This is a genomic window from Halochromatium glycolicum (genome assembly GCF_016584085.1).
Taxonomy (GTDB): Bacteria; Pseudomonadota; Gammaproteobacteria; order Chromatiales; family Chromatiaceae; genus Lamprobacter; species Lamprobacter glycolicus.
Window position 1 is genome coordinate 1 of sequence record NZ_NRSJ01000058.1, and the last position, 25,445, is coordinate 25,445.

Annotated in this window: 27 protein-coding genes and 1 pseudogene; 1 reads left to right on the forward strand and 27 read right to left on the reverse strand. The window is 62.0% G+C overall.

Going from position 1 to position 25,445, the window contains the following annotated elements; genetic code table 11:
* A partial coding sequence (locus CKO40_RS21115) for a class I SAM-dependent methyltransferase (protein ID WP_200348434.1) occupies nt 1–231 on the reverse strand: 231 nt, incomplete at its 3' end.
* Nucleotides 232–808: 577 nt separating this feature from the next.
* Nucleotides 809–1,449 (reverse strand): annotated as a pseudogene (locus CKO40_RS21120) (NAD-dependent epimerase/dehydratase family protein); the annotation flags it as partial.
* On the opposite strand from CKO40_RS21120, the gene CKO40_RS25005 reads away from it, so the two are divergent.
* Nucleotides 1,430–1,558, forward strand: coding sequence for a hypothetical protein (locus tag CKO40_RS25005; protein ID WP_276570845.1), 129 nt, complete (start codon nt 1,430–1,432; stop codon nt 1,556–1,558). The pseudogene CKO40_RS21120 and the gene CKO40_RS25005 sit on opposite strands and share 20 nt — an antisense overlap.
* 119 nt (nt 1,559–1,677) lie before the next feature.
* On the opposite strand, the gene CKO40_RS21125 is transcribed toward CKO40_RS25005, so the two are convergent.
* From CKO40_RS21125 to CKO40_RS21245, 25 genes are all read right to left on the reverse strand, one after another.
* Nucleotides 1,678–2,592: a hypothetical protein gene (locus CKO40_RS21125; RefSeq protein WP_200348457.1), complete on the reverse strand. Its 915-nt coding sequence runs from the start codon at nt 2,590–2,592 to the stop codon at nt 1,678–1,680.
* An 826-nt stretch (nt 2,593–3,418) separates the two neighbouring features.
* A complete protein-coding gene (locus CKO40_RS21130) occupies nt 3,419–3,721 on the reverse strand; it encodes a DUF5615 family PIN-like protein (protein ID WP_200348435.1) in 303 nt (100 codons plus the stop codon).
* Nucleotides 3,722–3,833: 112 nt separating this feature from the next.
* Nucleotides 3,834–4,055 carry a hypothetical protein gene (locus tag CKO40_RS21135; RefSeq protein WP_200348436.1) on the reverse strand — a complete coding sequence of 74 codons (222 nt, stop codon included), beginning with the start codon at nt 4,053–4,055 and terminating at the stop codon, nt 3,834–3,836.
* 12 nt (nt 4,056–4,067) lie between these two features.
* On the reverse strand, nt 4,068–4,208 hold the full coding sequence (locus CKO40_RS21140; protein ID WP_200348437.1) for a DUF5615 family PIN-like protein: 141 nt from the start codon (nt 4,206–4,208) through the stop codon (nt 4,068–4,070).
* Entirely contained in the window at nt 4,189–4,812 is a 624-nt protein-coding gene (locus CKO40_RS21145; RefSeq protein WP_338074238.1) for a DUF433 domain-containing protein, read from the reverse strand. Before CKO40_RS21145 ends, CKO40_RS21140 begins: the two co-directional genes overlap by 20 nt.
* A 523-nt stretch (nt 4,813–5,335) precedes the next feature.
* Nucleotides 5,336–5,740: a PIN domain-containing protein gene (locus CKO40_RS21150; protein WP_200348439.1), complete on the reverse strand. Its 405-nt coding sequence runs from the start codon at nt 5,738–5,740 to the stop codon at nt 5,336–5,338.
* Nucleotides 5,737–5,985 (reverse strand): AbrB/MazE/SpoVT family DNA-binding domain-containing protein, encoded by a 249-nt coding sequence (locus CKO40_RS21155; protein ID WP_200348440.1) that lies wholly within the window; start codon nt 5,983–5,985, stop codon nt 5,737–5,739. The genes CKO40_RS21150 and CKO40_RS21155 overlap by 4 nt, the downstream gene beginning before the upstream one ends.
* A 513-nt stretch (nt 5,986–6,498) precedes the next feature.
* Nucleotides 6,499–7,014 (reverse strand): glycosyltransferase family protein, encoded by a 516-nt coding sequence (locus CKO40_RS21160; protein ID WP_242477227.1) that lies wholly within the window; start codon nt 7,012–7,014, stop codon nt 6,499–6,501.
* A gap of 463 nt (nt 7,015–7,477) precedes the next feature.
* On the reverse strand, nt 7,478–8,449 hold the full coding sequence (locus CKO40_RS21165) for a hypothetical protein (protein ID WP_200348441.1): 972 nt from the start codon (nt 8,447–8,449) through the stop codon (nt 7,478–7,480).
* A gap of 387 nt (nt 8,450–8,836) precedes the next feature.
* Nucleotides 8,837–9,073, reverse strand: coding sequence for a hypothetical protein (locus tag CKO40_RS21170; protein ID WP_200348442.1), 237 nt, complete (start codon nt 9,071–9,073; stop codon nt 8,837–8,839).
* Between the two features lie 78 nt (nt 9,074–9,151).
* Nucleotides 9,152–10,096 carry a glycosyltransferase family 2 protein gene (locus CKO40_RS21175; RefSeq protein WP_200348443.1) on the reverse strand — a complete coding sequence of 315 codons (945 nt, stop codon included), beginning with the start codon at nt 10,094–10,096 and terminating at the stop codon, nt 9,152–9,154.
* Nucleotides 10,093–10,740 carry a class I SAM-dependent methyltransferase gene (locus CKO40_RS21180; RefSeq protein WP_200348444.1) on the reverse strand — a complete coding sequence of 216 codons (648 nt, stop codon included), beginning with the start codon at nt 10,738–10,740 and terminating at the stop codon, nt 10,093–10,095. Before CKO40_RS21180 ends, CKO40_RS21175 begins: the two co-directional genes overlap by 4 nt.
* Before the next feature lie 453 nt (nt 10,741–11,193).
* The gene (locus tag CKO40_RS25500) at nt 11,194–11,694 is read right to left on the reverse strand and encodes a ribosomal maturation YjgA family protein (RefSeq protein ID WP_420827404.1); all 501 of its coding nucleotides are present in this window, start codon (nt 11,692–11,694) and stop codon (nt 11,194–11,196) included.
* Nucleotides 11,695–11,991: 297 nt separating this feature from the next.
* On the reverse strand, nt 11,992–12,159 hold the full coding sequence (locus tag CKO40_RS21190; RefSeq protein WP_200348446.1) for a glycosyltransferase: 168 nt from the start codon (nt 12,157–12,159) through the stop codon (nt 11,992–11,994).
* A gap of 19 nt (nt 12,160–12,178) precedes the next feature.
* Nucleotides 12,179–12,586 carry an LbetaH domain-containing protein gene (locus CKO40_RS21195; protein WP_207173787.1) on the reverse strand — a complete coding sequence of 136 codons (408 nt, stop codon included), beginning with the start codon at nt 12,584–12,586 and terminating at the stop codon, nt 12,179–12,181.
* Between the two features lie 191 nt (nt 12,587–12,777).
* Nucleotides 12,778–13,590 (reverse strand): class I SAM-dependent methyltransferase, encoded by an 813-nt coding sequence (locus CKO40_RS21200; RefSeq protein WP_242477228.1) that lies wholly within the window; start codon nt 13,588–13,590, stop codon nt 12,778–12,780.
* A gap of 19 nt (nt 13,591–13,609) precedes the next feature.
* The gene (locus CKO40_RS21205; protein ID WP_276570844.1) at nt 13,610–14,782 is read right to left on the reverse strand and encodes a glycosyltransferase; all 1,173 of its coding nucleotides are present in this window, start codon (nt 14,780–14,782) and stop codon (nt 13,610–13,612) included.
* Nucleotides 14,779–15,576, reverse strand: a complete 798-nt coding sequence (locus CKO40_RS21210) for a glycosyltransferase (RefSeq protein WP_200348449.1) — start codon at nt 15,574–15,576, stop codon at nt 14,779–14,781. The genes CKO40_RS21205 and CKO40_RS21210 overlap by 4 nt, the downstream gene beginning before the upstream one ends.
* A gap of 402 nt (nt 15,577–15,978) precedes the next feature.
* Nucleotides 15,979–16,908: an FkbM family methyltransferase gene (locus tag CKO40_RS21215; RefSeq protein ID WP_200348450.1), complete on the reverse strand. Its 930-nt coding sequence runs from the start codon at nt 16,906–16,908 to the stop codon at nt 15,979–15,981.
* 28 nt (nt 16,909–16,936) lie between these two features.
* Nucleotides 16,937–18,037, reverse strand: a complete 1,101-nt coding sequence (locus tag CKO40_RS21220) for a glycosyltransferase (protein ID WP_200348451.1) — start codon at nt 18,035–18,037, stop codon at nt 16,937–16,939.
* A 35-nt stretch (nt 18,038–18,072) separates the two neighbouring features.
* Nucleotides 18,073–19,377 (reverse strand): hypothetical protein, encoded by a 1,305-nt coding sequence (locus tag CKO40_RS21225; RefSeq protein WP_200348452.1) that lies wholly within the window; start codon nt 19,375–19,377, stop codon nt 18,073–18,075.
* A complete protein-coding gene (locus CKO40_RS21230; RefSeq protein ID WP_200348453.1) occupies nt 19,374–20,639 on the reverse strand; it encodes a glycosyltransferase family 4 protein in 1,266 nt (421 codons plus the stop codon). The genes CKO40_RS21225 and CKO40_RS21230 overlap by 4 nt, the downstream gene beginning before the upstream one ends.
* Nucleotides 20,636–22,003: an asparagine synthase-related protein gene (locus CKO40_RS21235; RefSeq protein WP_200348454.1), complete on the reverse strand. Its 1,368-nt coding sequence runs from the start codon at nt 22,001–22,003 to the stop codon at nt 20,636–20,638. Before CKO40_RS21235 ends, CKO40_RS21230 begins: the two co-directional genes overlap by 4 nt.
* A gap of 483 nt (nt 22,004–22,486) precedes the next feature.
* On the reverse strand, nt 22,487–23,545 hold the full coding sequence (locus CKO40_RS21240; RefSeq protein WP_200348455.1) for a CapA family protein: 1,059 nt from the start codon (nt 23,543–23,545) through the stop codon (nt 22,487–22,489).
* Between the two features lie 256 nt (nt 23,546–23,801).
* Nucleotides 23,802–25,178, reverse strand: coding sequence for an oligosaccharide flippase family protein (locus CKO40_RS21245; protein ID WP_200348456.1), 1,377 nt, complete (start codon nt 25,176–25,178; stop codon nt 23,802–23,804).
* Between the last annotated feature and the right edge of the window lie 267 nt (nt 25,179–25,445).

Here is a 25,445-nt window from a genome sequence, read left to right on the forward strand (position 1 = left end):
TTCGGCGGATGGATCAACCCCGGTCACGTCCCAGCCGCGCTCGGTGAGTGCATGCGCGACGCTGCCATTGCCGCAGCCGAGCTCAAAGAGGCGTCGTCTCCGGTGTCCGCCGAGGGTGTCAAAGCGCTCCAGTTCCGTGATCAAATCGAGCACGGCCGGCAGCAAGACGCCGTGTGAATGATTCAGACCGGCGTGACCGTAGCGATAACCGCTGATGGCAGGCTCTCTCATCAACGCTGCTCCTCTTCTGGATAACGCAGCACCCGCTGCTTGATGAGCTGGGCCGGATTCCCAGCAACGATTTGCCAATCAGGGACGTCGGACACCACCACAGCGGCGGCCCCAACGATGGCACCCTCGCCCACTCTGCGAGCAGACCCAACAAAGGCGCCCTCGCCCACTCTGCGGCCAGGCCCAACAAAGGCGTCAGCACACACCCAGGCCTGCGCGCCGATCTCGATCGGCAGCCGCAGCAAAGGCAGTGTCGGATCGCGGTAGTCGTGGGTCCCTGCACACAGGACCAGCCGCCACCGTCGTCCCGGCCGGGAAGCCGGGACCCAGGCCAGGGAGGGTGAGCGGGCGGTGGGCTATTGCGCTTCGGTTCCGGCTGCTCAATGCCTGCTGCTCAGTGCCTGCCGCAAGGTTGCTTTCCCTGCGCTAGATTCCGGTTTCCCGACCGGAATGACGGAGGGAAACGGGCCGGCATTCCATCCTGCCCCCTCCTCCCGACCGGAATGACGGAGGGGAACGGGCCGGCATTCCATCCTGTCCCGTCGTCCCGGCCGGAATGACGGAGAGCTTGGCCGGATTATCCGGCGGAAGCAGACAGCAACGCATCAAAATACGCAATTGTCGGCCGCAACCCCTCGCGCAGCGCCACCTGCGGCGCCCAGCTCAACTGCTCTCGGGCCAGGGCAATATCCGGCTGGCGCTGGCGCGGATCATCCTGCGGCAAGGGGTTATGTACCAGCTCAGAGCGCGAGCCCGTCAGCTCCTTCACCGCCTCGGCCAGCTCGATCATGCTGAACTCGCCGGGGTTGCCTAGGTTGATCGGCCCCGCCAACTCATCCGGGCTCTCCATCAGCCGCACAAAGCCTTCGATCAGATCATCCACATAGCAGAACGAGCGTGTCTGGGTACCATCGCCATAGAGCGTAATGGGCGCGTTGCGCAGCGCCTGGACGATGAAGTTCGACACCACGCGCCCGTCGTTGGGATGCATACGCGGGCCGTAGGTGTTGAAGATGCGCGCCACCTTGATGCGCAGGCCATGCTGGCGTCGATAGTCAAAGAAGAGCGTCTCGGCGCAACGCTTGCCCTCGTCGTCGCAGGAGCGCGGGCCGATGGGGTTGACGTTGCCCAGTCGTCCTCGGTCTGCGGGTGAATGCTCGGGTCGACATAGACCTCGCCGGTCGAGGTCTGGACCCGCTTGGCCTTCACCCGCTTGGCCTTCACCCGCTTGGCCTTCACCCGCTTGGCCTTCACCCGCTTGGCCTTCACCCGCTTGGCCTTCACCCGCTTGGCCTTCACCCGCTTGGCCTTCACCCGCTTCACGTGATCCCAAGCAGGCCCAAGCCCGTTGATCGCGCCATGCACGCAGGTCTTATCAGACGAGGGTGAGTGGATAGTTGACTGCTGAAGCTCCGTGCCTACTGCAAGGTTGCCGCGCCAGGGCCTCTAATGCTCCCCGCGCTGCTTGGCTAACCAGGCTTCGATGGTGGCAGGATCAAGCCCCTTGAGGCGCTCTTCAGGTTCAAGCCCCTTGAGGCGCTCTTTAGGTTCGAGCCCCTTGAGGCGTTCCTCGGGGTCATAGCGCTGAAGCACTTCGTCTGCAGCAAGCCCCTTGAGGCGCTCTTCTAGAGTCATGTTGGCGAGCACCAGCTCATGGGTCTCGCGGAGGAAGTCTTCCATCGTGTAGGCCATGTCAAGGTTCTCTCGTTGGTAAATGAGGTGCAGGCGTTCGAGCAGTTCCCAGTGTCCACCCTGGTGTCCACCCTGGCTTGGATGCGGATGGCGAGCGCGGTAGTGGATCAGCCCTTGGCGGATGCGATCTTGCTCGCTGGCAAAGAGTTCCCAGGGCGCGTTGCGCGCATGCTTGGCAATGGCGTTCAGGACGATCAGGCGCACTTGGTGACCACCCCAAGGCAGCTCATAAACGCCTTCCCAGGCGGTTGGCGTCAGTGGGTGCTCGCGCTGCAGTGCCTTGGGAAAGCGGGTGGCGACCGCGTAGAGGCCAAAGGCGTCTTGCCGGTGGCGTTGGCCGTCGGGGTTGAGCCGGAGCTTGCGGTAGTTGACGTAGTGGCCGATCAGCTCGTCCAGGGTCCAGGCGGTCAGCGCTTCGTGCTGGGATTTGTAGGTCAGCAGGTTGTGCGGGCGCAGGTTCTCGAGCCCGTCGGGCAGTTCCAGCGGGCATTGTGCTGCAGGCGGTTCAGGATGCCCTTCGCGGCCTGATGCGAGGGGGCAATCGACGCCCGAGGCGCGCACGGCGCCTTCCCCGGTGGCCTCAATGATAGCGACATCGAGCAATTGGCTGCGCAGCGCGAGCGCTTGCTCGAGCTCGACCCGCCACGGGGCCCCTTCGAAGACCTCCATCAGCGCGATGCCGAACAGCCGATGCCATTGGCGCAGGCGCTCATCGCGGGGCTCGATGGGGTCGCTTGGGGGTCGGTGGTCATGATCTGAGTCTAGCGGCAAGCGGCAACCCACTTCGCGCTCTGCAGCGCGCATGCTAGCGCAATGCAGTAGCACAGTCTGCATTAGCGCAATCTGCAGTCGGTTCGCATTGGATTCACGCAGCCAGATGCCGGCCGGATACAGGAGACGTCGTCCCGGCCGGGAAGCCGGGACCCAGGCCACGGAGGGTGGGCGGGCGATAGCCTGCTGAGCTTTGGTTTCTGCCGCGAGGTTGCTTTCCCTGCGCTGGATTCCGGCTTCCCGGCCGGAATGACGGAGGGCAGGTCCGTCGTCAGGGCAGGACCAGCCGTCAGGGCAGGTCCGCCGTCAGGGCAGGACCAGCCGTCACCGTCGTCCCGGCCGGGAAGCCGGGACCCAGGCCACGGAGGGTGAGCGAGCAGCAACCTGCTGAGCTTCGGTCAGGCCGCGCAAGTCGTGGGCGGTAGAGCCGAAACCAGAGGCGGCCATAGAACTGTACCGGGCGCAGATGGCGCAGCGTGTGCCAGTGGCGCAGCAGTCGATGCATCGTCAAGGGCACTGCGCCCGAACCTTGACCTCGGTCGCGATGACGAAACAACCGGCCCAACGGTGCACAGGATGAACGGCAAATAACGACTGTATTGTTCCGCCGGGACTAATCCAGATGGAGGAGCCACTTATTTCCAGTATCTGGCGGCTTCTTGGTGTCCGGATCACATAAGTCGGGACAATATCCGGTCGGCGACGGCTCGTCGGCCTCGATTCTTCAATCGGACGAGCAGCAAACCCGCGTGATCGATCGCCGAACTGATCGAGCACGCACGAACGCTGGATTCTTCAATCGGACGAGCAGCAAACTCGCGTGGGTTCCGGGCAAAAATTGCCGAATATCAGAAAAATCCAGATCGTGCGTAACCAGGAAGCGGCCTGCCGCTTGCGCGCCCGCCCAAACATCCGGATCGGGGTGGCCGTCCAAGCCTTCATCCATCACTGAATCGACATCGTGGCCTAGCGCCGAGAGGTGCGATACAACAGCGGTTGGAATATTCTCGTCAAGCTTGATCTTCACGCAACTTTCGGCATCGGCGGTATCGGCAGATCTCCTTCCGCTGAGGCCGCTGCAAAGGCAATGACTGCTTGCAGATCACTCGCGGAGAGGGTTGAGGTGGACCCCGTAAAAGCTACTCAGGAATGGCATGCAACACCAGATCCCCGGCGCTCTTCACTTCCAGCACTTTGTTCGTCAGATCGCCAGCGCATTCGCAGTGGACAAATTCAATGGCTTCCTGCAATCGATTCCACTGGGTTCTCCGATCTAGGCCAGCTTCGCGCAAGGCGATCACCCCAGGATGAAGCTCAACCGTTCCCGCAAGGCAGAGGAAATCACCAACATTCACCGTCACGACGATCTGGCTCTATGCATAGGCATGACGCCAGAGTTGAATGTCAGGCTTGCCCTGCAGCCCCACGTAGATCGCCGCGCTAGCTTCCAATCCCTGCTCGTTCGCCCAGGCCGCCAGCTGCGGCGACAGATTTTTATCGATCAGCAGCTTCAACCGCGGACCTCTGGATCTGCAAGGGCTTCGCCGGCCGCCCTGGAGCCTTGCCGATGCGTGCGCTGAGCTCGGCATAATCCAGCGCTTGTGCGCTGAGCTGCGGATAGTCCTCGGCGATTTCTGCCACCGGCACACCGGCGCGGAATTGCTCCACGACCTGCGCCACCGGCACCCGCGTTCCACGGAACACTAGTTCGCCTGAGCACAGATCCGCACGGCGCTCGACCAGGCCGGCACCGCGTTGATAAGCCCGCAAGGTCGCATGTGTCGCGCGTGCAATCTTGGTCAAATCCATGGTTACCGGAACCTCGCCCGTGCGTTCCAGCCTGAGCCCCTTTCGCCGCCAAGCACCCACCTCGGTCGGCTTGTCCACCAACACCTGGTACAAGGCACGCCTGTCCTCGGGATGCATCTGTACCCCTCCTGACTCAAGCGCGCCTTTGAGCTTGAAGTACAACACCTCCCGAAAGGCCAGCCGATGCCGCTTCCCATCCGCCGCCTTCGCGGAGACCTGCAACACCCGGGTAAACTCCTGCCGCATCAACTTCGGGCTCTGCGCGATCGCGGCAGCGGCGACTCGCGTCTCGAACGTCAGAGACATCACTCCCTCCAAAATACCGACTCAGCATGAGTCTTATTTTAGCTTGCGACAGGCAAAGCCTGGAAGAGGGGGAAGAGTGCGAACATGAAGTGAGCAGCGGAAACCTCTTTCTGTGACCCGCCGGGTGCAAGTCCCGAACCGGAAAGGATTCGCCATCCACCGGAACCGAGTGTGGCGTGGTGCGGGGGGCGACCCCGGCTGCGAAGCGTACACAGGGGTGCACGGTTTGATGAGGGAGGGCTGGCCTCTTGTGGCTATGATTCGGCGAGTGAGGCACCGCCAGACGAAAGGGGCGGAAACAGATCGGCCGAGTCTAAGGGCGCGGGTTGCCTGCTCTCTACTCTACCCTCACCCGCCCGGCCTTCTTCCCGTGAGCACCCGGAAGGCCTCAGGGCCAGTGCGGAGAAACAGCACGGGGACATCCGCAACCTCGGTTGTTCCAGTCTGTAGAGCCTGTTGACCGTTGCTGAAGCAAGCTCGCCTAGAACCCCCTCCCAGACCGCCGCCACTTGACCCCTCACCCGCGCTACGAGATGACCAGCAACTCAAAAGCATCGCTGCGCGCGGCCTTCTTGTCGAAGGTCAAAATGCGCTCACAACCACTCCGCAACGCGCTCTGGCCAATCAATAGATCAGGTAAGTCCATGTGGTTGGTCTGGGCCATCGCCAACATCGCCTGCAAGGCTTCGCGCTGCTCGAACTTGAGGATCGGCAAGAGCAGCAGATCACTGAGGGCGTCGATCAGGTCGCTGCGCGGTACCTGGTAGGCCGACTCCAATACCCAGATCGTTTCCAGCAAGACGAGGAGCGGCACGAAAAAGACGGCATTCTGCTGCTCGGCGGCCGCGAAGAGCTGCCGTACTTGGCCCGCCTGTTTGGGATCATCATTGACGAGAAAGCGCACCAGTACGTTGGTGTCGAGCGCTTTCATGGGGCGTCTTTTGCCATCCGCCGCTGGATCGCGGCATCCATGTCTGCCGGTGTCAGGACCGGTTGCCCGCGCCTGGCAAGCCGACCAAAGACTTCATCCACGCGGCGCGTCACCGGCTTGAGCAGGACGTCTCCGGTTTCGGTCAGGGTGAAGTCAAGCTTGTCTCCAGCATGCAGCATAAGCCGGTCGCGGATGTGCTTGGGAATCGTGATTTGGCCCTTGGTCGTGAGGGTTGCGGTCGTCATGTCGAGCAGCTCCTTACCTTTAAATCAGAATCTTACCTTAGAGTAAGGATATGTGGCTGGGGCGTCAATGCGGCGCTTCGCGCGGCATGGTTGGCGGCTTCGCCGTCGGTCCTCCGGCAGCGGGATGGCCCGCTTCTAGCTCTGGGTCGCCGCGGTTACGATCACCGCATCGACACCGCGCCCGCGGGAGAGCGCCTCGGCCGGACCAATGGGGTCACCATCCGCTCGACCAGCGACTGCCTCATCACCCAACTCTCGCTTCGGGACCGGTTGCCTGTGCTTACCAAGGACCGGGATTTCAGCGCCATCAGCCGATGTTGCCCGCTGCTGCTCGTGACGCTCAACTGAGCCTGCGGCTGCGAATCACAGTCCGCGTGGGCTTCCGAAAGACCCCTCACCCGCGACTGGGGCAAGCAAGTCAACGCTGTTTTTTGCTCCTGGGCCTGCTCTGTCAGAACATCGAGCGCCTTGCTCCGCTCAGCGTCGATGCGTTCCTTAGTGGCTGTCCATTTTCTACTTCCCGGTGATCACCCAACGCTGGCCCGCAAAACGGTAAGAAGTTGATGGACAGTTTCTTATCGTCGACCACATCCTGATAGCGGATGCGTCGATGTGTGTGTGCGGGCCGCGGATCGGTCGGCGCCGGTGGCGAATCAGGTGCCTCAGACTGCCGCACGGACTGAGGCGCTCCGCGCTGGGGACCGACGGGGCGTCGGCGCGGCTGGGCGGGGCGTTGCACCCCTTGGGGATCGTCGGCTGAAGCGGTGGGGCGGGACAGCCCGGGGCCGGCGTGGGGGCCGGCGCGCCAGCGCAATATCCGGCTGGCGCTGGCAAGGTCATGCGCCGGCCACAGTAGAGGCCATCGGTCTCGGGACCGATGTGCGGTAACCGCGCCTGGATCTCGGCGACCAGCGCTGGGGTCAAATACTCGTCCGCATCCAGACGCAGCACCCAATCGGTCTCGGCATCGAGCTGGGTCAAGGCCCAGTTGAACTGCGTCGCATAATTGACCCAGGCATGCTGGATCACCCGCGCCCCATGGCTGAGGGCAATCGCCAGGGTCGCATCGCTGGAGTCGCATCGGTGGAGAAGCAGTCGGCGACCACGAGCTCCGTGGCTAGATCTTGTACGCTGGCGATGCAGCGCGCGACCTGCCGCTCAGTGCCTGCCGCTCAGTGCCTGCCGCTCAGTGCCTGCCGCTCAGTGCCTGCCGCGAGGTTGCTTTCCCTGCGCTGGATTCCGGCTTCCCGGCCGGAATGACGGAGGGAAAGGGGACCGGAACGACGAAGGGCAGGTCCGCCGTCAGGGCAGGACCAGCCGTCAGGGCAGGACCAGCCGTCAGGGCAGGACCAGCCGCCACCGTCGTCCCGGCCGGGAAGCCGGGACCCAGGCCAGGGAGGGTGAGCGGGCGGTGGGCTATTGCGCTTCGGTTCCTGCTGCGCTTTGGGGCCTGCTGCTCAGTGCCTGCCGCAAGGTTGCCGCGCCAGGGCCTCTAATGCTCCCCGCGCTGCTTGGCTAACCAGGCTTCGATGGTGGCAGGATCAAGCCCCTTGAGACGCTCTTCAGGTTCGAGCCCCTTGAGGCGTTCCTCGGGATCGTAGCGCTGAAGCACTTCGTCTGCAGCAAGCCCCTTGAGGCGCTCTTCTAGAGTCATGTTGGCGAGCACCAGCTCATGAGTCTCGCGGAGAAAGTCTTCCATCGTGTAGGCCATGTCAAGGTTCTCTCGTTGGTAAATGAGGTGCAGGCGTTCGAGCAGTTCCCAGTATCCACCCTGGTGTCCACCCTGGCTTGGATGCGGATGGCGAGCGCGGTAGTGGATCAGCCCTTGGCGGATGCGATCTTGCTCGCTGGCAAAGAGTTCCCAGGGGGCATTGCGCGCATGCTTGGCGATGGCGTTCAGGACGATCAGGCGCACCGGCTGTCCGCCCCAGGGGAGCTCATAAACGCCTTCCCAGGCGGTTGGGGTCAGTGGGTGCTCGCGCTGCAGTGCCTTGGGAAAGCGGGTGGCGACGGCATAGAGGCCAAAGGCGTCTGGCCGGTGGCGTTGGCCGTCGGGGTTGAGCCGGAGCTTGCGGTAGTTGACGTAGTGGCCGATCAGCTCATCAAGCGTCCAGGCGGTCAGCGCTTCGTGCTGGGATTTGTAGGTCAGCAGGTTGTGCGGGCGCAGGTTCTCGAGCCCGTCGGGCAGTTCCAGCGGGCGTTGTGCTGCAGGCGGTTCAGGATGCCCTTCGCGGCCTGATGCGAGGGGGCAATCGACGCCCGAGGCGCGCACGGCGCCTTCTCCGGTGGCCTCAATGATAGCGACATCGAGCAATTGGCTGCGCAGCGCGAGCTCTTGCTCGAGCTCGACCCGCCACGGGGCCCCTTCGAAGACCTCCATCAGCGCGATGCCGAACAACCGATGCCATTGGCGCAGGCGCTCATCGCCGGGCTCGAGGGGGTCGCTTGGGGGGTCGGTGGTCATGATCTGAGTCTAGCGGCAAGCGGCAACCCACTTCGCGCTCTGCAGCGCGCATGCTAGCGCACTCTGCAGTTGGCTCGCATTGGATTCACGCAGCCAGATGCCGGCCGGATACAGGAGACGTCGTCCCGGCCGGGAAGCCGGGACCCAGGCCACGGAGGGTGGGCGGGCGATAGCCTGCTGAGCTTTGGTTTCTGCCGCAAGGTTGCTTTCCCTGCGCTGGATTCCGGCTTCCCGGCCGGAATGACGGAGGAGTAAGGACCGGAATGACGGAGGAGTAAGAACCGGAATGACGGAGGAGTAAAGGCCGGAATCACGGAGGGCGTGACCGCGATGCCGAAGGGAGGATTAGCCGGATTATCCAGCGGAAGCGGACAGCAACCCCTCAAACTACGCAATCCTCGGCCACAGCCCCTCGCGCAGCGCCACCTGCGGCGCCCAGCTCAACTGCTCGCGTGCGAGGGTGATCTCTGGCTGGCGTTGGCGCAGGTCATCTAGCTCAGGTAGACCGCAGCAGACATTGCCGGTCGCGCCCACCATTCCTGGGCGCGCCAGCAGCCCGACCCCGTTCACAAACGGCACCAGCACCGGCCCCGGCAGCAGCCGACTCCCGATCTGCCAGCGCAACCAGCGCGCCAGTGCAGCTACCAGGCGGCTGCGATTTAACCGATGGCGGACAACAAAACGGAGTGATTTGATCAAGGTCTAAAGCCTATAACGCTGCTCGTTTTCGACAGTCGCCGGCATCTGCTCTGCCACACGAATCTCCAACACCTGCTCAATCGCCTCAACCACCCCGCACGGGTGCGAACCCATATACCGGCGCACCTCGCGCACCTTGGCGTCGACCAGATAGCGGTACCAGAAACCCTGCAGCACATGGAAGGCCGTGCCCTCGGCGCCGTCGAGGAACCCGAGGCGGATCACGTAGCGATAGAAGAAGTACGCGAAGGCGCGCAGGCCGCCCGGCAGCCGGGCGTAGACCCGCTCCTTGAGCCAGCGCTTCAGCCCCGCCTGCTGGCCATCGCGCAGGCTGGCCACGGTGTCGTGCGGCATGAAGCCGTACTCCAGGTTCAGCAGGTCCACCGCCTCGCGACTGGCATAACTGTTGTGCTTGGCCGTCCACCAGGTCAACGATTGCAGGTTGTCGTCGATGAGCTCGCCCTGCAGCTGCTGCGTCGGCCCCGCCACCTTGATGTGCTCATCCATCCAGCGGTTCTCACACTGCCCGCGCCCATAGCGGAACAGCCGCAGCACCTGCACCGGAAACACACCGCCGTGGCGGATCAGCCGCCCCTGAAAGGTCATGCGCCGGCCACAGTAGAGGCCATCGGTCTCGGGGCCGATGTGCGGTAACCGCGCCTGGATCTCGGCGACCAGCGCTGGGGTCAAATACTCGTCCGCATCCAGGCGCAGCACCCAATCGGTCTCGGCATCGAGCTGGGTCAAGCCCCAGTTGAACTGCGTGGCATGATTGACCCAGGCATGCTGGATCACCCGCGCCCCATGGCTGCGGGCAATCGCCAGGGTTGCATCGGTGGAGAAGCAGTCGGCGACCACGATCTCCGTAGCAAGACCTTCTACGCTGGCGATGCAGCGCGCGAGATGACGTTCTTCGTTGAACGTGAGGATGATGACAGTCAGTCTCATGGCTTCCAGGCGATGGCAATCATCGACTTCGCCAGGGCCGGCATGCCCCCCGCGCGTTCGAAATGCACATTGATGAACCCAGCCTCGCGCAACAGCTCAGCCAACGTCTTCATCGACCAGAACTTGATGTGCCCGTGATCCCAGAGCGCGGTGAAATGCGCGTCCATCTTCCCGGTGAGCGCAAGCGCCAGGTTCTTCCAGTAGCCGTGATACGGGGTCGAGAGGAGGGCCACGCCCCCGTTTTCCAACAGATCGAAGACCGTCCGCGCATAATCTCGCGGCGCGTCGACGTGCCCGACGACCTCCAGGCTCAGCACGACCGGAAAACGTCCGTACTGCGCGGCCAGATCGTCGTAAGCGGAGCCAAGCTGAAGGTTCAAGTGCGGATAGGCCGGCTGCGCCTGTGCGATCCCTTCGGCGGATGGATCAACCCCGGTCACGTCCCAGCCGCGCTCGGTGAGTGCATGCGCGACGCTGCCATTGCCGCAGCCGAGCTCAAAGAGGCGTCGTCTCCGGTGTCCGCCGAGGGTGTCAAAGCGCTCCAGTTCCGTGATCAAATCGAGCACGGCCGGCAGCAAGACGCCGTGTGAATGATTCAGACCGGCGTGACCGTAGCGATAACCGCTGATGGCAGGCTCTCTCATCAACGCTGCTCCTCTTCTGGATAACGCAGCACCCGCTGCTTGATGAGCTGGGCCGGATTCCCAGCAACGATTTGCCAATCAGGGACGTCGGACACCACCACAGCGGCGGCCCCAACGATGGCACCCTCGCCCACTCTGCGAGCAGACCCAACAAAGGCGCCCTCGCCCACTCTGCGAGCAGGCCCAACAAAGGCGTCAGCACACACCCAGGCCTGCGCGCCGATCTCGATCGGCAGCCGCAGCAAAGGCAGTGTCGGATCGCGGTAGTCGTGGGTCCCTGCACACAGGACCAGCCGCCACCGTCGTCCCGGCCGGGAAGCCGGGACCCAGGCCAGGGAGGGTGAGCGGGCGGTGGGCTATTGCGCTTCGGTTCCTGCTACGCTTTGGGGCCTGCTGCTCAGTGCCTGCTGCTCAGTGCCTGCCGCTCAGTGCCTGCCGCTCAGTGCCTGCCGCTCAGTGCCTGCTGCAAGGTTGCTTTCCCTGCGCTGGATTCCGGCTTCCCGGCCGGAATGACGGAGGGTAAGGGCGCCGGAATGACGGAGTGTCAGAGGCCCGGAATGACGAAGGGTAAGCGGCCGGAATGACCGCGGAAGCCAACGCCGCCCCCGCCAAGGCACCCAGCGCGTAGTGCGGAAAATCCAGCCAGGTGAACGTACTGCCCAGCAGCGCATGCCCCAGAAAGCTGCCCCGTATCGCCTCCAACCAAGGCGGATGCCAGAGCTGGAGAAACTCGAGTAGGCAGGTCAGGCTCAGCACCGTCAGCGACACCCGCAGCAACCAACGCGCCGGTGCAAAGGCCATCGCCAGCAGAATCCAGAACGCCACATAGAGCACGCCGCCGAGTGAGCCAGCAACCCAAGCGCTAGCCGGGCCGGCATAGAACTTCGTCCAGAGCCCCAGCGGGACCAGCGCCCCACTAAGAGCCAGGCATCGCCATCGGACCACTGAAGGCACCTTGCTAAGCGGCCAACCTTCACCTCATGCGCTCGAAGGCCTCACCAGGACTGGCGGCGAAGGCACCCTGCTCAGCGGCCAACCTTCACCTCGTGCGCTCGAAGGCCTCACCAGGACTGGCGGCGAAGGCACCCTGCTCAACGGCCAACCTCACCTCGTGCGCTCGAAGGCCTCATCAGCGCTGGCGGCGCTCGCCCCGCCCCCGGGCCACATCGATCTCCAACACCCGCCGAATGGCCGCCACCACATCGCACCCGGAGTCGGCCATCGTCCGCTTCACCTCCGCCACCTTGGCATCTACCAGAAAGCGGTACCAAAACCCCTGCAGGAAATGATCGCCGAAGCCGCATCGGTGGAGAAGCAGTCGGCGACCACGATCTCCGTGGAAAGACCTTCTACGCTGGCGATGCAACGCGCGAGATGACGTTCTTCGTTGAAGATGAGGATGATGACAGTCAGTCTCATGGCTTCCAGGCGATGGCAATCAACGCAGCATCCGCTGCTTGATGATCTGCGCCGGATTCCCAGCAACGATTTGCCAATCAGGGACGTCGGACACCACCACAGCGGCCGCCCCAACGATGGCGCCCTCGCCCACTCTGCGGCCAGGCCCAACAAAGGCGTCAGCACACACCCAGGCCTGCGCACCGATCTCGATCGGCAGCCGCAGCAAAGGCAGTGTCCGGTCACGGTAGTCGTGGGTCCCTGCACACAGATGCGCCCGGTGCGAAACGGTCGCCCGGTCACCAATCGTCACCGGCCCGAGGTTATAGATCAGCGCCCATTCGCCAATGCTGGCTTGCTCGCCCAGCGTCAGCATCCAGGGCAGATAGATGCGCGCGCTCGGATACACATGGGCATCGCGCCCAATACGTGCGCCGAATGAACGCAACAATAGCCTCCGCCAAGCGAACAAGGGCCGTGGGCTGAAACGGAACAACGGATTCGCGAGCGACCAGAGCACGCGCCCAAGGTATTCACGCACAGGATACGGCCGCGCCTGGCGGCAAGCGGCGACGTCAAGGCGGTCCGCTCCGACACCACCCCCAACCCCCGCCCCGTCTTTCGTCTTCTTCTTCCGGCTCACCGCTTCTGCAGGAACACGAACAGATTCGTCTTCATCACCGGCGGCAGCAGCCAGCTCAGGAACAGCATCAGCCGCAGCACCACGCGGTTGTTGAAGTAATAGCCCGGCTCGGGCTCATAGCGGTAGGTGAAGTGCTCGAAACGCTCGGCCGGAAACCAGCGGCGCAGATCGCGCAGGCTGTTGAGCCGGAACGCGGTTGGAAAGACGTCGATCTCCTTGCGCTCTGGCTGCGCCCAACGCAGCAGCCGGGAATGGCGCGAATTGTCGATCAGCCGCGTGACCAGCGAGACCGGTCCGTACTTGTTCGGCGTGCGTGCGCATAGCCAGCCACCCGGCTTGAGCACCCGCGCCAGTTCGCCCGATACCAGGGCTGCATCCTGGATGTGCTCGAATACGAAATCGGCGAGGATCAGATCGAACGCAGCGTCAGGGAACGGCAGCGGCGCATCCGGCTGGATCACCCGGGTCTCATCTGCCGCGGGATGTTCCAGCACCGCTTCATCGACGTCGCAGGCCACCACGCTTGCCACCTTGCCTTGGAGGTTGCGCAGCGCGCGACGGAAGGCCACCGCATCATCCTGCAGCCCTGCCCCGCGCCCGGCACCGAACTCCAGCACCCGCATCGACGGCTGCAACAGCGCCTGCACGCGGCTCAGGAACTCGATGGTCCCGTCGCGGGACGTGAAGCCCCCAGCACCGATCTCGGGGAATGCGGCTGCGAGCACCTGCTGCCCGCCGGTATCCTCGCTGGTCCGGCCTTGAGCGTTTTCGGCGTTCCGGTGTTCTGGCGCCCCATCAGACGACATCATCTTCAGTGTCCTCCGCACATCAATCCAATCTCACCGAATCCGGCTGCGGCCCCTGCCCGAGCACCCAGCGATAGACCGCGAGCAACTGCTCGGCCACCCGCGGCCAACTGAAACGATCGGCGACCAAGCGGCGCCCCTGCTCGCCCATTGCGGCGCGCTCCGCATCGGACATCGCAAAGCCCCTTCTCAGCGCCGCCGCGATGGAGTCGGGCTCGGGCGCCATCTCCAGGGCGGCGCCGGCCGCGAAGCCCTCTGCCAGGTTGCAGGCCGGTGTCATCAGCACCGGCAGGCGATGCGCCCAGGCCTCGAGCACGGTCATCGGCAGCCCTTCGCTGAACGACGGCAGCACGAACGCATCAGCGCGCTCGAGACTGGCCGCCTTCTGCGCGCCGAACTGCGGCCCAACGAGATGCACCTGAGCCTGGAGCCCGGCACGCTCGATCTGGGCCGCCAACTCGGCCTGATGGCCGCCCTGGTCCCAGCCCGCGATCACCAGGTGCCAGCCACCGGACTGCGCCTCAGCTCGCGCGAGCTGCCAGCCGTCGAGCAGCACCGGGAGACCCTTCTTCGGATGCAGCCGACCCAGGTAGAGCAGGACTTGCGCACCGCCTGGAATCGCCGATGCCCAAGCGGGCGGTTCTTCATCCGCGACTCGGTCTGGCAGATCGACGCCATTGGGGATCACACAGACCGGATTGCGCAGCCCGTAGGCGCGAATCGCCTCGGCCTCGGCAGCGCACAGCGCGTGCAGGCAGGCCGCCCCGCGAAGATGGGCGTGCTCATAGGCCCAGCCCGCCAAGCGTTTCTTCCAGCGGGCATTGCGCACCGCCCAAGGGTCGAGCATGCCGTGCGGCGAGACCAGATAGGGCCGGCCGCTCGAGCGGGACCAGCGGCGCGCGGCAACTGACGGGTACATCCATAAGCCATGGGTGTGCAGCACATCGAGCTCGGCCCGCCTGAGCATTCCGTTCAACAGCGGCAGATAACCGAAGAACTCAGGCCCAGCTGGCTCGAGTGCATTGACGTCCAGACCCGTCCAATGGAGTTGGTCCGCTGCACTGTGGGCATCCCGTCCGCCGAACACCGAGACCGAAGCAGCGCCGGTGAACAACCCCTGAGCCAAGCCCGATACGGCGTTGAGGAGCCCGCCTCCCCGGCGCGAAAGCGATGCCGTAAGAAAACCGACCTTCATCGCCCGGCCAACGCCCGTAACAGCATGAAGTCCAAGGGGCTAGCCCGCCGCGGGGCCGAAGCCAGAGCCGCGGATACGGCCTCACGTGTCCCAGCGGCGAAACGCTGCGGCCCCCAGTCCGCAATGATGCGCCGGCTTGCGCGGCCCATCGCGCTGAGATCCGTGTCTCCATGCGCGAGCCTCAGCATCCGTTCTGCCAGCGCGCTCGGGTCGTAGGGATCGAAGGTGTCGCCATTTTCTCCGGGATGGACCAGGTCCGCCGCACAGCCACATCGAGCTGACACCAGAACCGGTAACCCAGCCGCCATCGCCTCGTTCACCACCAGACCCCATTGCTCGGTCGTACTGGGGTGCACGAAACAGCCCGCCCGCGCATACCAATCCGGCAACCCCCTATAGTCGGCGAAGCCCGGCAGCGATACGGCCCGCTCCAGTCCGAGCGCCGCGATCCGCGCTTCCATCTGCGCCCGCAAGACCCCGTCACCGAGGATGACGAGCGACCAGGCCGAATCGCCTGCACGCCGACGATAGTTGGCGAATGCCTCTAGCAATCGCAGATGATTCTTCTTCGGCTCGAAGCGCGCGGTCGCGAGAAAGAATCTTGACGGTGCTGACGCCAAGGCCGAATCGCGGACGCCCTGCGCAAAATGCGCATTGTCCACGACATCGTATCCGACCGAAACGCGCTCACCCGGGAAGCCCAATGCAATCAGGTACTCACGCGCTGTTGACCCCGCCGCGACGCCGCCATCGACGAGCGCAAGTAAACGCCGCTTCAGTGTTTCCCCGATCACATTCCGCTTATAATCGAATGCGTTGCTATCGGAAAACACGATCGCATGCCGCCCCCGCCTGCGACACCATTCCAACCCCGCGACAGCACCACCTATCGACCAGCCATTGAGACAGACAACGTCTGGATTCAAAGCATCTAGTTCGCGATGGATCGCTCGGCGGCGCTGCGCCCCTGAAACCGCTCGCCAACTCTGACCGGGAAACAGCGTGCGATGCTCGACACCATCGTATTGCTTTGTTTGCAGCGCGCCAAATCCGGCATCACGGTTGGCCAACTCAACGAGTGTTGTCCGAAACGCGGCATCCTTTGAAAAGGCGGACCACCGGGCAATATGATAATAGGATGCGTTGATCAGCAACCAACACACATGAGTCTTGCTCCCTGCCATGGTCGTGAACCCCTAAATCCAATTGAATTGCCGCATTTCGGATTCACGCACGAACAGATAATCCGCTTGCGCGCCTTCTAGCGTGGTCACCGGGGTCAATCGCGGCTTGGCCCCATAGCGCCGGTTCCGCTCGATCGCGAAGCCGCGAAAACCCGCATTCGCAAACAGCGTCATCAATTCCCCCGGGTCCTCACCGAGCCCTCGAATCCAATCCGGGGTCACTTCGACGACGAATACGGTGTTGTGGCGTGCTAGCCAGCCCGCGGCGCCCTTTACCACATTCAGTTCTAACCCCTCGACATCAATCTTGACGAGCGCAAACGGGCCGCCTGCTGGCACCGGCACAACATCGTCCAAACGGCCGACAGGTACGATAACCGCATCGCCAAACCCGGAGTGGTCGCGCAGCGTTGCGGTGCCCAGATGCGTGCTGTCGACGCTCAAACGCGCTTCACCGGCCGACGCACCGACCGCGGATTCAGCGACCACCACATTGGTGACCGCATTCAATTCCAAATGGAGTTTCAACCGCCTCAATGCCGCTGGCGACGGTTCTACAGCGAACACCCGACCCTTTTCCCCGACCAGCCTCGAGGCCGTGAGCGTATGCATACCGTAGTTGGCGCCGACGTCAACGAATCGATCGCCCGGCTTCAAACACTGCCGCATAATCCAGGACAGCGTTTGGTCGTAATAGATGCCGGCAAAATAATGCCATCGGCCACCCCAATCGCGGAGATCGGCCTGCACCCAAGCACCGATACGGTGGTCCCGAAAGACCTTGATTGGATGGGGATGCTGCTCCCAGCCAGCACTGTTCTGACCGGCTCCGAGCCATCCCGCGATCCGCACGCGGCCCGCTGGAAGTCCGCGCAAAACTGGACGCGCGAGCTCACAAACGCCAAAGCGCCATGCAAGCGCGCTAGGTAGATCCCTGTTCATCGTATTACCAAAGCTCCTCATGCTCTCTTCAGGCCCCGAGTAATTGCTCGACCCTCATCACATGGCCCGCGATATCACCATAGGTCGCGACTCGCTCTCGCACCTCCGTACCTCTGGCTCGGCGCAAGTCGTCATTTTCAAGAAGGGCCAACACAGCACCGGCGAGCACTTCGATATCATGTTCGCACAGGACCACGGCCCCATCGCCCTCACGAAATAGTTCTCGCAGCCCGCCTCGTACCACCGATGCCACCACCGGAACCCCGTAAGCCGCCGCTTCTGCCGCCGTGCGCCCCAGGGCATCAAAGTCACTATTGAAGAGCAGGACATCGACCGCACGATAAAAATCGCTGAGATCAGTCTGCCAGTCCAGAAACCGCGTGTTGCCAGCGATCCCTAACGACTCCGCAAGTGCTTTCAAGTTCTCCCGGTTCGGTCCGTTGCCGGCGATGACGAAGTGCGCATCCCGATGCGCCATGGATACACGCGCGGCCACTTGCAAGAAAACATCGAACCGTTTCCGCGCAGTCAGCCAACCGGCATTGCCGACAACCAACTCCGAGCCTGAGAGCCCTAGATGCCTCTTCGCTGACAGTCGCTCGGTAACAGAGGGTCGTTCGGGAACAACGAATGGATTGGGCAGCACCGATGACCGACGTTCGAGCTGCGGCCTAATAGTCAGCGCCTCATCTCTGATGAAGTCGGAAGAGAAGGTAATGTGATCGAAGACTCGCTCCGCAAAGCGATAAACGGCGTCCCATCGCCATCTGCCGTCGTCAGCCTTCTCGAAGTGATAATGGTGGATCGCGAGAACCTTCCGTTTCGCCGGATTCCGCGCCAAAGCAAGCGTCGCAGCCAAATTGTGGCCGCACATGATGACCGCATCTGCTTGGCAACGCTGAAACTGTTGCACCATCTCCGGAATACTGCGCCAGCCACCACGTCCGCGGTAACGTATTCCGGTTGTTGGAATCCCCGCTTCCCGCATCAGGGGGGCGATCTTGCCGACCGGTGTCAGTGAGACGGTCTCTATACCGTGCCCCCTAGCCAAGAGCCCCTTGCAAGCCAACAGGTTCGACTGCTCCATGCCGCCGAGGTTAGTGCACTGAATGACGTTGAGTATTTGCACCTTCAAAATTATTCCGATTGGCGCTTACGCGAGTTCTACCGCGCAACCGCATACAGGCTTCGTGCCGGATGAATGACCCGACTCTTTTCAACACGGGCCAACAACAACACAGGCAGTAAAAACACAGCGATTTCGATGAATCCCATGTAGAATGGTTGGGTGCTGTGGGTGATCAAATGCAACGAATCACTAATGATGAGCATCAAGATCATCTGTGCGACAATATTTCCATGGAACCCGGCTTGGTACCACCTGCTCATGATCAAGCCGGCGAGAAAGAACTTGATAGCACCAAAATACCAAAAAGACTGAAACGCGTCGGAAAGTCCGGTGTACGTGCTGCCAGTGTGTGGCAAGTAACCGAAATAATCCCTGGCAGTATTATTAAAATCTAGCATTAGCGAGCGCTTCAAATCATAGCCAACCCACTGCCCGGGAACGAATGAATTAACGAGCTGATTCCAGAGGGTTAGCCAGTAATCGAAGACAAGAAGCTGGTCAACCGCCTCGATATTCATCGCGGCATTCTTCAAATCGGTAATCAGAGCCTCCCCTCGCACAAGGCTCTCGAGATTACCGACATAATCGATCTCCATGATGTCTTCCAAGCCAGCGCCACTCCAGGTCTTGCGGTCTTCCCCGAGCATGGTGGCCCGATAGTCCCCGATGCTATTGATGAGCAGCGCCCCACCGACGAGCCCGGCGATGACAGCCCAGCGTGGTGGAAGCCACCGACGATGGAACCACAGCGCCATCAACGCGATTAGGGCCAGCTCGACCATCGCCGCACGCCGGCCCTTGATGATGATCCGGTCCAGGTAGAACAGCAGATCGAAACCTATGATCAGCAGCGTTTGCCACCGCGGCCGAATCATGTGCAAGATGATCGCGATGACCATCCCGATGGTCAGCAGGCGGGAGAAGAAGACATAGATGGTGATTGGACCGATCCACTGGCCGCCGGTTGCCGCCGTCACCTCCGCAGCGAGACGGCTGACCTGGAAGAAGAAGAAGGCCCCGAGCAAGGACAGCAGGAGACTGCCGATCAAGAGCCGCTGCTCATCGAATCGCCACCAGAACAGCCGTGCCGGCCGCGGATGGGTCGTATAGCCCCAGTACAGGGCGCCGAGGCAGAGGATCGCCATGAAGATCGTCTTCGCCAATGCCCCCTCAGGCAGATAGGGGTCATGCAGCAGGCCCAGCAGCTGGGGCAGCATCCAACCCAGGTAAACCGCCGCCACCAGAAAGGGGTACTGGATCATCCGCGAACGCTCGCGCATCCCCCACCAGAGGATGAGCAGGCATTCAGTGACCAAAACACCCAACAATAGTCCGCTCATCGGCTCGCCAACGTCCCCACCACGTCAACCAGGTTCGCGCGATAGGCATCGAGCCCCAGCCGTTCCCGATCATTCAGCGCGGCGGCTTGGTGCGCACGCAGCTCACGCGCATCGTCGAGATACCGCTGCAACGCGTCGGCCAGAGCCTGGGGGTCGCGGATCGGCACCAGGGTTCCATCGATCTCATCACGCACCGGCGCGCCGGCGTTGGGTGTCGCGATCACCGGGACGCCGGACATCAGCGCCTCATAGGTGACCATTGCCGAGCCCTCGACGATGGACGGCAGCACGAAGACCTCGGCCCAACGAAACAGCTCCGCCATCCGCGAGCGCGGAACGGGCCCAAGCAACTGCGCGGAGGCAGGCCGATCGCGTAGCTTGTCCGCCGCCAGGCCGATCGGTCCCGCGAGCCGGCACTCGATGGCATTGGCGGGCAGCCGCCGCAGCGCCTGGAGCAGGTCCGGCACGCCCTTGCGCAATCCGACCTGCCCGGCGAACAGGACCCGCAGCGGCCCACGCCGCGCCCCCGCTGGCGGTTCCTCCGCCGCGGTCTCCACGGCCCGGAAGCGCACGGTATCCACGCCATAGGGCACCACCCGAATCTTGTCCTCGGCCACGCCCAGCTGTATCAGGCCATCGCGCACGAACGCCGAGCCGGCAACGATCCGCTTAGCAAGCGCCCATTCTTGCTGCTCGCGCAGCGCGCCGACTGGTGCCGATGGCGGCGGCCCTGACTCGGCTCGTGCATCCCAGCCCGGCCAACGCGCTGCTTCTTCAGCAAGCAGTTGCGTTGCCAGACGCTTGGGCAGGATGGTCTGCTCGACGATGCAACGCCGCCCCTGTTGGCGTGAGGCCGCAAACAGATCGAGCGACGCGCCGTTGAAACCCCAGACGATCTCGCCGCCCGAGAAAGCCGGGTGCGCGAGAATCTGCTCGTTGAAGCGTCGGGCCGACTCCTCGAACACCGCTTGCATCGCCGCTGCCGTGCGCGCCCGTCGCCGCGCCCGTGCGTACCACCAGCCCAACCTCTCGAAGCTGATCACCCGTTCCGGCGGCAGCACGGCGTCCGCGCGTCCGAGCCAGCGCTCCAGGTTCGCGGGCCGCAGCTTGTCGGGAATCGCCTGCACCGCACGGCGCAGCCCGGGCTTGTTGCCGCTGTAGCTGTCGGTGAAGAAGCGCTCGAGTAAGCCGGCCTCGAACAGCAGGCGCGGGACGGCGTAGTGCCTGCGCGCGCCGAGCATGGCGACGTTAACGGTGGTCATACGATGTTCTCAGGCAATTGAGGCTGCCAGCGGTCGCACCAGGCACGAACGATCAGCGCCTTGTAGAGCAGATTGCTGCGGTAGACGCGGCCATCACGGTGGGCCAGCCAGAAGTCGGTGAGGACATCCTGATTGAACAGGTCGTTCCAGACCGTGCTGCTGGTCTCGCGCAGCCGGCCGATCCCCTCATCGGCTTGGCGCTTCAGCAGCTCACGGTTGAGCGGCCGAAGCCCTCGTTTTGGGGCTTCACACACCTCTTTGGGTAGCACGTCCGCAAAGGCGTCTCGGAGCGCCTGTTTCCGGTTGCCCCGTGAAGGCGCCGGGATACGCTTGACGGTGTCGAAGAAGGCGGGGGCCGTCAGCGGTCCGATACCTGTGATCCCGCGCGCATCCAGTAGCCGCCAGGTCTTGGCGTAGACGCCCTCAGGCGCCCGCCAGAAAGGCAGACTTCGCGCATAAAGCGCTTCGCCACCATAGGCTGTTTTGTCCCCGAGCGCCTCGAGGGTGCGCGCCACCGAAGCCTTGTTGAGCCAGGCGGCGACATCGTCCCCAAATACTGCGGCTGTCTCCCACCGGGTTACTGGATTCGTTGAGAGCAACCTGTCCGCTTCGGTCATCGCGGACCAAAGCTCCAGGCCGAAGGCGAGTGCACGGGCATGGTGGGACCAGGTCGCCAAACGTCGGTACATAGCCCGCTGTACTGGAGACGGCGCCGCGCCTAGCATTGCGGTCAGCGGCCATATGAACCACCGGCCATGCGGCAACGACCGCGGCGCGCCGACGAACGCTTCACCGCCACCGTCCCCAGTGAATAGGGCCGCGCTTTCGTCGATCGTCGACAGCATTGTCTGCATCGCATGCACGGACCCATGGGCATAGGGCTGCGCCCAGGTTTCGACGATCGCTTCAGCATCCGTAAGGATATTGGAGCCCGCGCTATCGACCACTTCCAAGCGCACGCCGAGCCGAGCGGCGGTCGCTGCCCCCAGGCTGGACTCGTCGGCGTCGCCCTCGCCCTTGAAGCACAGGGCATAGTCGGGAGGCGCGCCCAACAGGTGGCAGGCGGCGAGGACGACCGAGGAATCGATGCCGCCGCTCAGCAGGTTTACGCGCGGCTGATCTGCACAGGCGTCGATCGAACGGGCCGTCTCATCCAGAATGACCCCACGCAATGCCTGCGGCGCGTTGGCACTGGCCAACGGTTGCCCCACCGCAGCACGCCCCGGCACGTAATACTGCTCGTAGGTTGGCTTCGCCGCCCCGCGCAGCGGCAATACCGCCGTATGCGCCGCGGGCACTGCGCGGATGTCCGCCCAGATCGTCCGGGGCGCGACACAGAAGTCGAGAAACCAGGTCTCTGCCAATGCCTCGATATCGATCGTGCGAGAAACTTCCTCGCACCGCAAAAGCGCAGGAACATGGTCGCTGATCAAATAGCCCCAGGGCGTGCGGACGAAATACGCCGCCTTGAGTCCGGTTGGGTCCCGTGAGAGCCGGATCTGTTCGCCTGCGTTCTCGATAACCAGCTCAAGCCAAGAACCAGACGCCGGCAGCCCTTCAGGCCCCCCGAGCAGCTTCGTCCCAACAGTCAATCTCAGCGAGCCATTCGTTGCGAGTTTAGACGCGTCGACGACAGCCGCCCTGTCACCAACCGAAGCGAGCTCGATCTGAAAGTCACCACAGACCCATGACGAGTGCACCATCCGCTGCGAGCCCCTCTGCGCGACCCGGCGACTTAACAGCGGCTGCGAGACACTTCGCGTCAGTTCGCTGACCGAAAATAGAAACATCAGCACTCACCAACAGGCTATCGACGCTTTGTGCAGCGAAGCGCCAAACCAAACAACCTAGCGCACAAACTCATTAAACCGCCGAGCAGCCTCAGCCTCGAGTACCGTTATCGCAACCTCCCTATGAGACCGGCAGCGCAGTGAATTTAGCCCGCCGAGGAGTGAATTCTCGTGAAAGCTGGGTTGTTTCAACAGGCCGTAACGCAACAGAACGCTTTGCCATCTCGGGATCAGATTCGTCAGCCGTAATACCCCGCGGTGTCGCTCGCGGCAAAACGCCGCCCAACGCTCAGCAAGCACGGCGTCTGAGCTAACCGTCTGCGACAGATCATCGATTCGCGCCCGGACTTCTGTCGCCTCGTTCCCTTCCAACAGTTCGACACCACTTTCTGTTTCCAGCTTGAAGAATTCAGCGTTACCGGTGACAGAACGCGTCTCTGGATCAATCACCAGGCACGCGACCATCCCCGTATTCCAGTCCCGCGAGCGGTTTTGGTGTTCGAATAGAAAGTTACCCACACCATAGAATATCGGCTTCCCACCGTACTCTTCGTAAGCACTCACCACGTGAGTATGGTGATAGATAACGGCGTCGGCGCCAAAGTCCGCATACAGCCGCGCTTGGGCTTTTCGACCTGGAGACGGAAGCGGGTAGTACTCGGACCCACCATGAAGGATCAGAACCACACAATCTGCGTTCGCTTTAGCTTCACGTATCCAATAAAAGAGCCTTCCAACATCTTCTTTCACTACACCATCACGCCCCTCATCAACAACCCCGAATTCCTGTTCGGCGGCATTGATAAGTCCAACCCGAATGCCGCCAAGATCATGAAACAGTACGTGCCGGCTTGTATTCTGCGCCAGCCCAGCACCGATCGACGCGATGCCCGACTCCGTCAGGGCTGACAACGTCTGCTGCAACCCTTCGACGCCGAAGTCCATCATATGATTGTTCGCCAACGTCGCGACTTGGAAGCCAAGGTCACGCATAGGCGGTATCGCGTCCGAAGTTCCTGCTAGAACCGGCCCGGCCTTCTTTGCCTCGGTTGCATCCTTGACCAATGGGGATTCCAGGTTGAAGATGTTGAGGTCAGCCTTACTCGTTAATTCCATAATTCCATAAGTCGCGGACCCAACAGGCCCGCAACCCCCTTCTCTTTGTACCGGGTGACCAACGAAGCCGATGCAACGAAGTCCCCGAAGATGTTGATTCTTGCCGCCATTTATTTCTGAAGCCTCAGGTCAGCAGTAAAGACGCAGCCAAGCGTTCAAAACAATATTTTGCAACTAGTTCTAAAAGCTCTACAAGCTCTTCAGGAGTTAGCAGAACTCTATGCTGAATCAAAGGCTAGCCAAGCAGTTACAAGAATTACGAAGATTTCCGCTCGCTAGACATTGGAGCAAAAGACAGAAAACTATGCGCGGTCATCAGCTTGAGGTATATCATAAACTCAACAAGAGCGCGCGCAGCGTAAGCCGAGAGCAACGTTATTGCTAAGCCAATAGCCACAAATTTGGGTATCAGCCAAAAAACCCCGACCGTCACACAGAACACGATCGCGAAATTCGATACCAACAGCGTCCAAGCATAGCCGCGAACAATGGCTGTCTTTTGAAAAACGACGTGCACCATGTCGAAAACAGGTATAACGGCTACAATCGCTAGGACAGCCCAAAATTCGGTGAACCCGCTGCCGTAGATTGACATCAACCATGGCGCAAGAATAACAACGGGCAGAGTGAGGCTCAAAGTAACCACCACAACCATTGCGAGCGCCTTGTTCTGCAATGACAGCATACGTGACTGCCTTTCGACGAGCAGAGATGAAAGTACAGGGATATATGCCGCAAGCATCTGAGTAGGAAAGAAGCTGAGCATTGTACGCCATTGGTTTGCCGCTTGATACCCGCCCATTTCCTCAAAACCGTTTGGCTGCCGCGCCAATACAACATTTGCTATCCAAAACGAGAGGGTGACAATCAGGTTCCCCATCGTTGTCGGCAGAGCGAAATCGGTAATTCCTTTCCATTCGCGAAATGCTTTTTTCGGCGAGAAACGTATATTGAGAGCCAGCAGTTGCCTTAAACCCAGCACACCGAAGGCGATCGCACTAGATAGGCTCGCCAACGCTAGACCTATAGTTGTACCGATTACGCCATGTGAATAGGTCAGCACAACGACGAACAAAACGCTTACGATCGAAATCAGGCTTTCCAGCAAGGTGACATCCCGAAATCTCTCAAGACCTTGAAGTATACCTTTATAGACTGAACTAACCCCATTTAGAAGAACGATCACACCGACGATCATGATTGCGCCTTCCAGCTGCGGCGCTTCAAGCATATGCTGAGCGATGGAACCAGCACCCAGTACCAAGAGGCTGAACGCAACCAGGCCCAACAGCACGGCAGCAAGTTGGAGTAGCGTGATGAGATTTCCGAGGCGCTCACGCTGGTTGCGATGCCATTCGGCTACGTGTTTTGTAGTCGTGACAGCCAATCCGAACGAGGCAAATACACCGACGGTAGATAGGGTGCTGAGAATAAGCCCCCACTCACCGAAACCTGAGACCCCTAGGATTCGCGCTAGCAAGACCGCTTGAACGAGTGCTGCACCTTTCGTGACGAGGGCATTGACTAAAGACCAGACGGAACCGGATGCAAGGCGTTTTACAATGTCGGATTCAGAGAATCGTTGACGTATTGTGAGCGGAAGAAGTCGACCTGCCTGCGCAGCGATATTCATTGATTGAGTCTTTACCGGAGTAATTGCGAAATAGCTGCGGCCGCGGCGTCGTAGCCTTTCAGGCCGACTCGAGACGTGAACTCTCTAGATGAGGAATCAGTGGGTTATGTCACACTGAAGCCGAAGACCGAGGAGGCCTAAAACACTTACGCGGCTTGGCCGACGCGATCGCTGCGCGCCGCCTTCTTGTCGAAGGTCAAAACCGGTCAGTCGATCAGGCCGTCGGCCCGGGCCTCAGCAAGGAGCTGATCCAGTTCGAGCTTGAGG

What these genes read in the sequence shown, in the direction of transcription:
- CKO40_RS21125 (WP_200348457.1), bottom strand. Translation starts at nt 2,592, where the DNA reads ATGGAGGTCTTCGAAGGGGCCCCGTGGCGGGTCGAGCTCGAGCAAGCG.
- CKO40_RS21150 (WP_200348439.1), bottom strand. Translation starts at nt 5,740, where the DNA reads ATGAAAGCGCTCGACACCAACGTACTGGTGCGCTTTCTCGTCAATGAT.
- CKO40_RS21155 (WP_200348440.1), bottom strand. Translation starts at nt 5,985, where the DNA reads ATGACGACCGCAACCCTCACGACCAAGGGCCAAATCACGATTCCCAAG.
- CKO40_RS21165 (WP_200348441.1), bottom strand. Translation starts at nt 8,449, where the DNA reads ATGACCACCGACCCCCCAAGCGACCCCCTCGAGCCCGGCGATGAGCGC.
- CKO40_RS21175 (WP_200348443.1), bottom strand. Translation starts at nt 10,096, where the DNA reads ATGAGACTGACTGTCATCATCCTCACGTTCAACGAAGAACGTCATCTC.
- CKO40_RS21180 (WP_200348444.1), bottom strand. Translation starts at nt 10,740, where the DNA reads ATGAGAGAGCCTGCCATCAGCGGTTATCGCTACGGTCACGCCGGTCTG.
- CKO40_RS21190 (WP_200348446.1), bottom strand. Translation starts at nt 12,159, where the DNA reads ATGAGACTGACTGTCATCATCCTCATCTTCAACGAAGAACGTCATCTC.
- CKO40_RS21200 (WP_242477228.1), bottom strand. Translation starts at nt 13,590, where the DNA reads ATGATGTCGTCTGATGGGGCGCCAGAACACCGGAACGCCGAAAACGCT.
- CKO40_RS21205 (WP_276570844.1), bottom strand. Translation starts at nt 14,782, where the DNA reads ATGAAGGTCGGTTTTCTTACGGCATCGCTTTCGCGCCGGGGAGGCGGG.
- CKO40_RS21215 (WP_200348450.1), bottom strand. Translation starts at nt 16,908, where the DNA reads ATGAACAGGGATCTACCTAGCGCGCTTGCATGGCGCTTTGGCGTTTGT.
- CKO40_RS21225 (WP_200348452.1), bottom strand. Translation starts at nt 19,377, where the DNA reads ATGAGCGGACTATTGTTGGGTGTTTTGGTCACTGAATGCCTGCTCATC.
- CKO40_RS21230 (WP_200348453.1), bottom strand. Translation starts at nt 20,639, where the DNA reads ATGACCACCGTTAACGTCGCCATGCTCGGCGCGCGCAGGCACTACGCC.
- CKO40_RS21240 (WP_200348455.1), bottom strand. Translation starts at nt 23,545, where the DNA reads ATGGAATTAACGAGTAAGGCTGACCTCAACATCTTCAACCTGGAATCC.
- CKO40_RS21245 (WP_200348456.1), bottom strand. Translation starts at nt 25,178, where the DNA reads ATGAATATCGCTGCGCAGGCAGGTCGACTTCTTCCGCTCACAATACGT.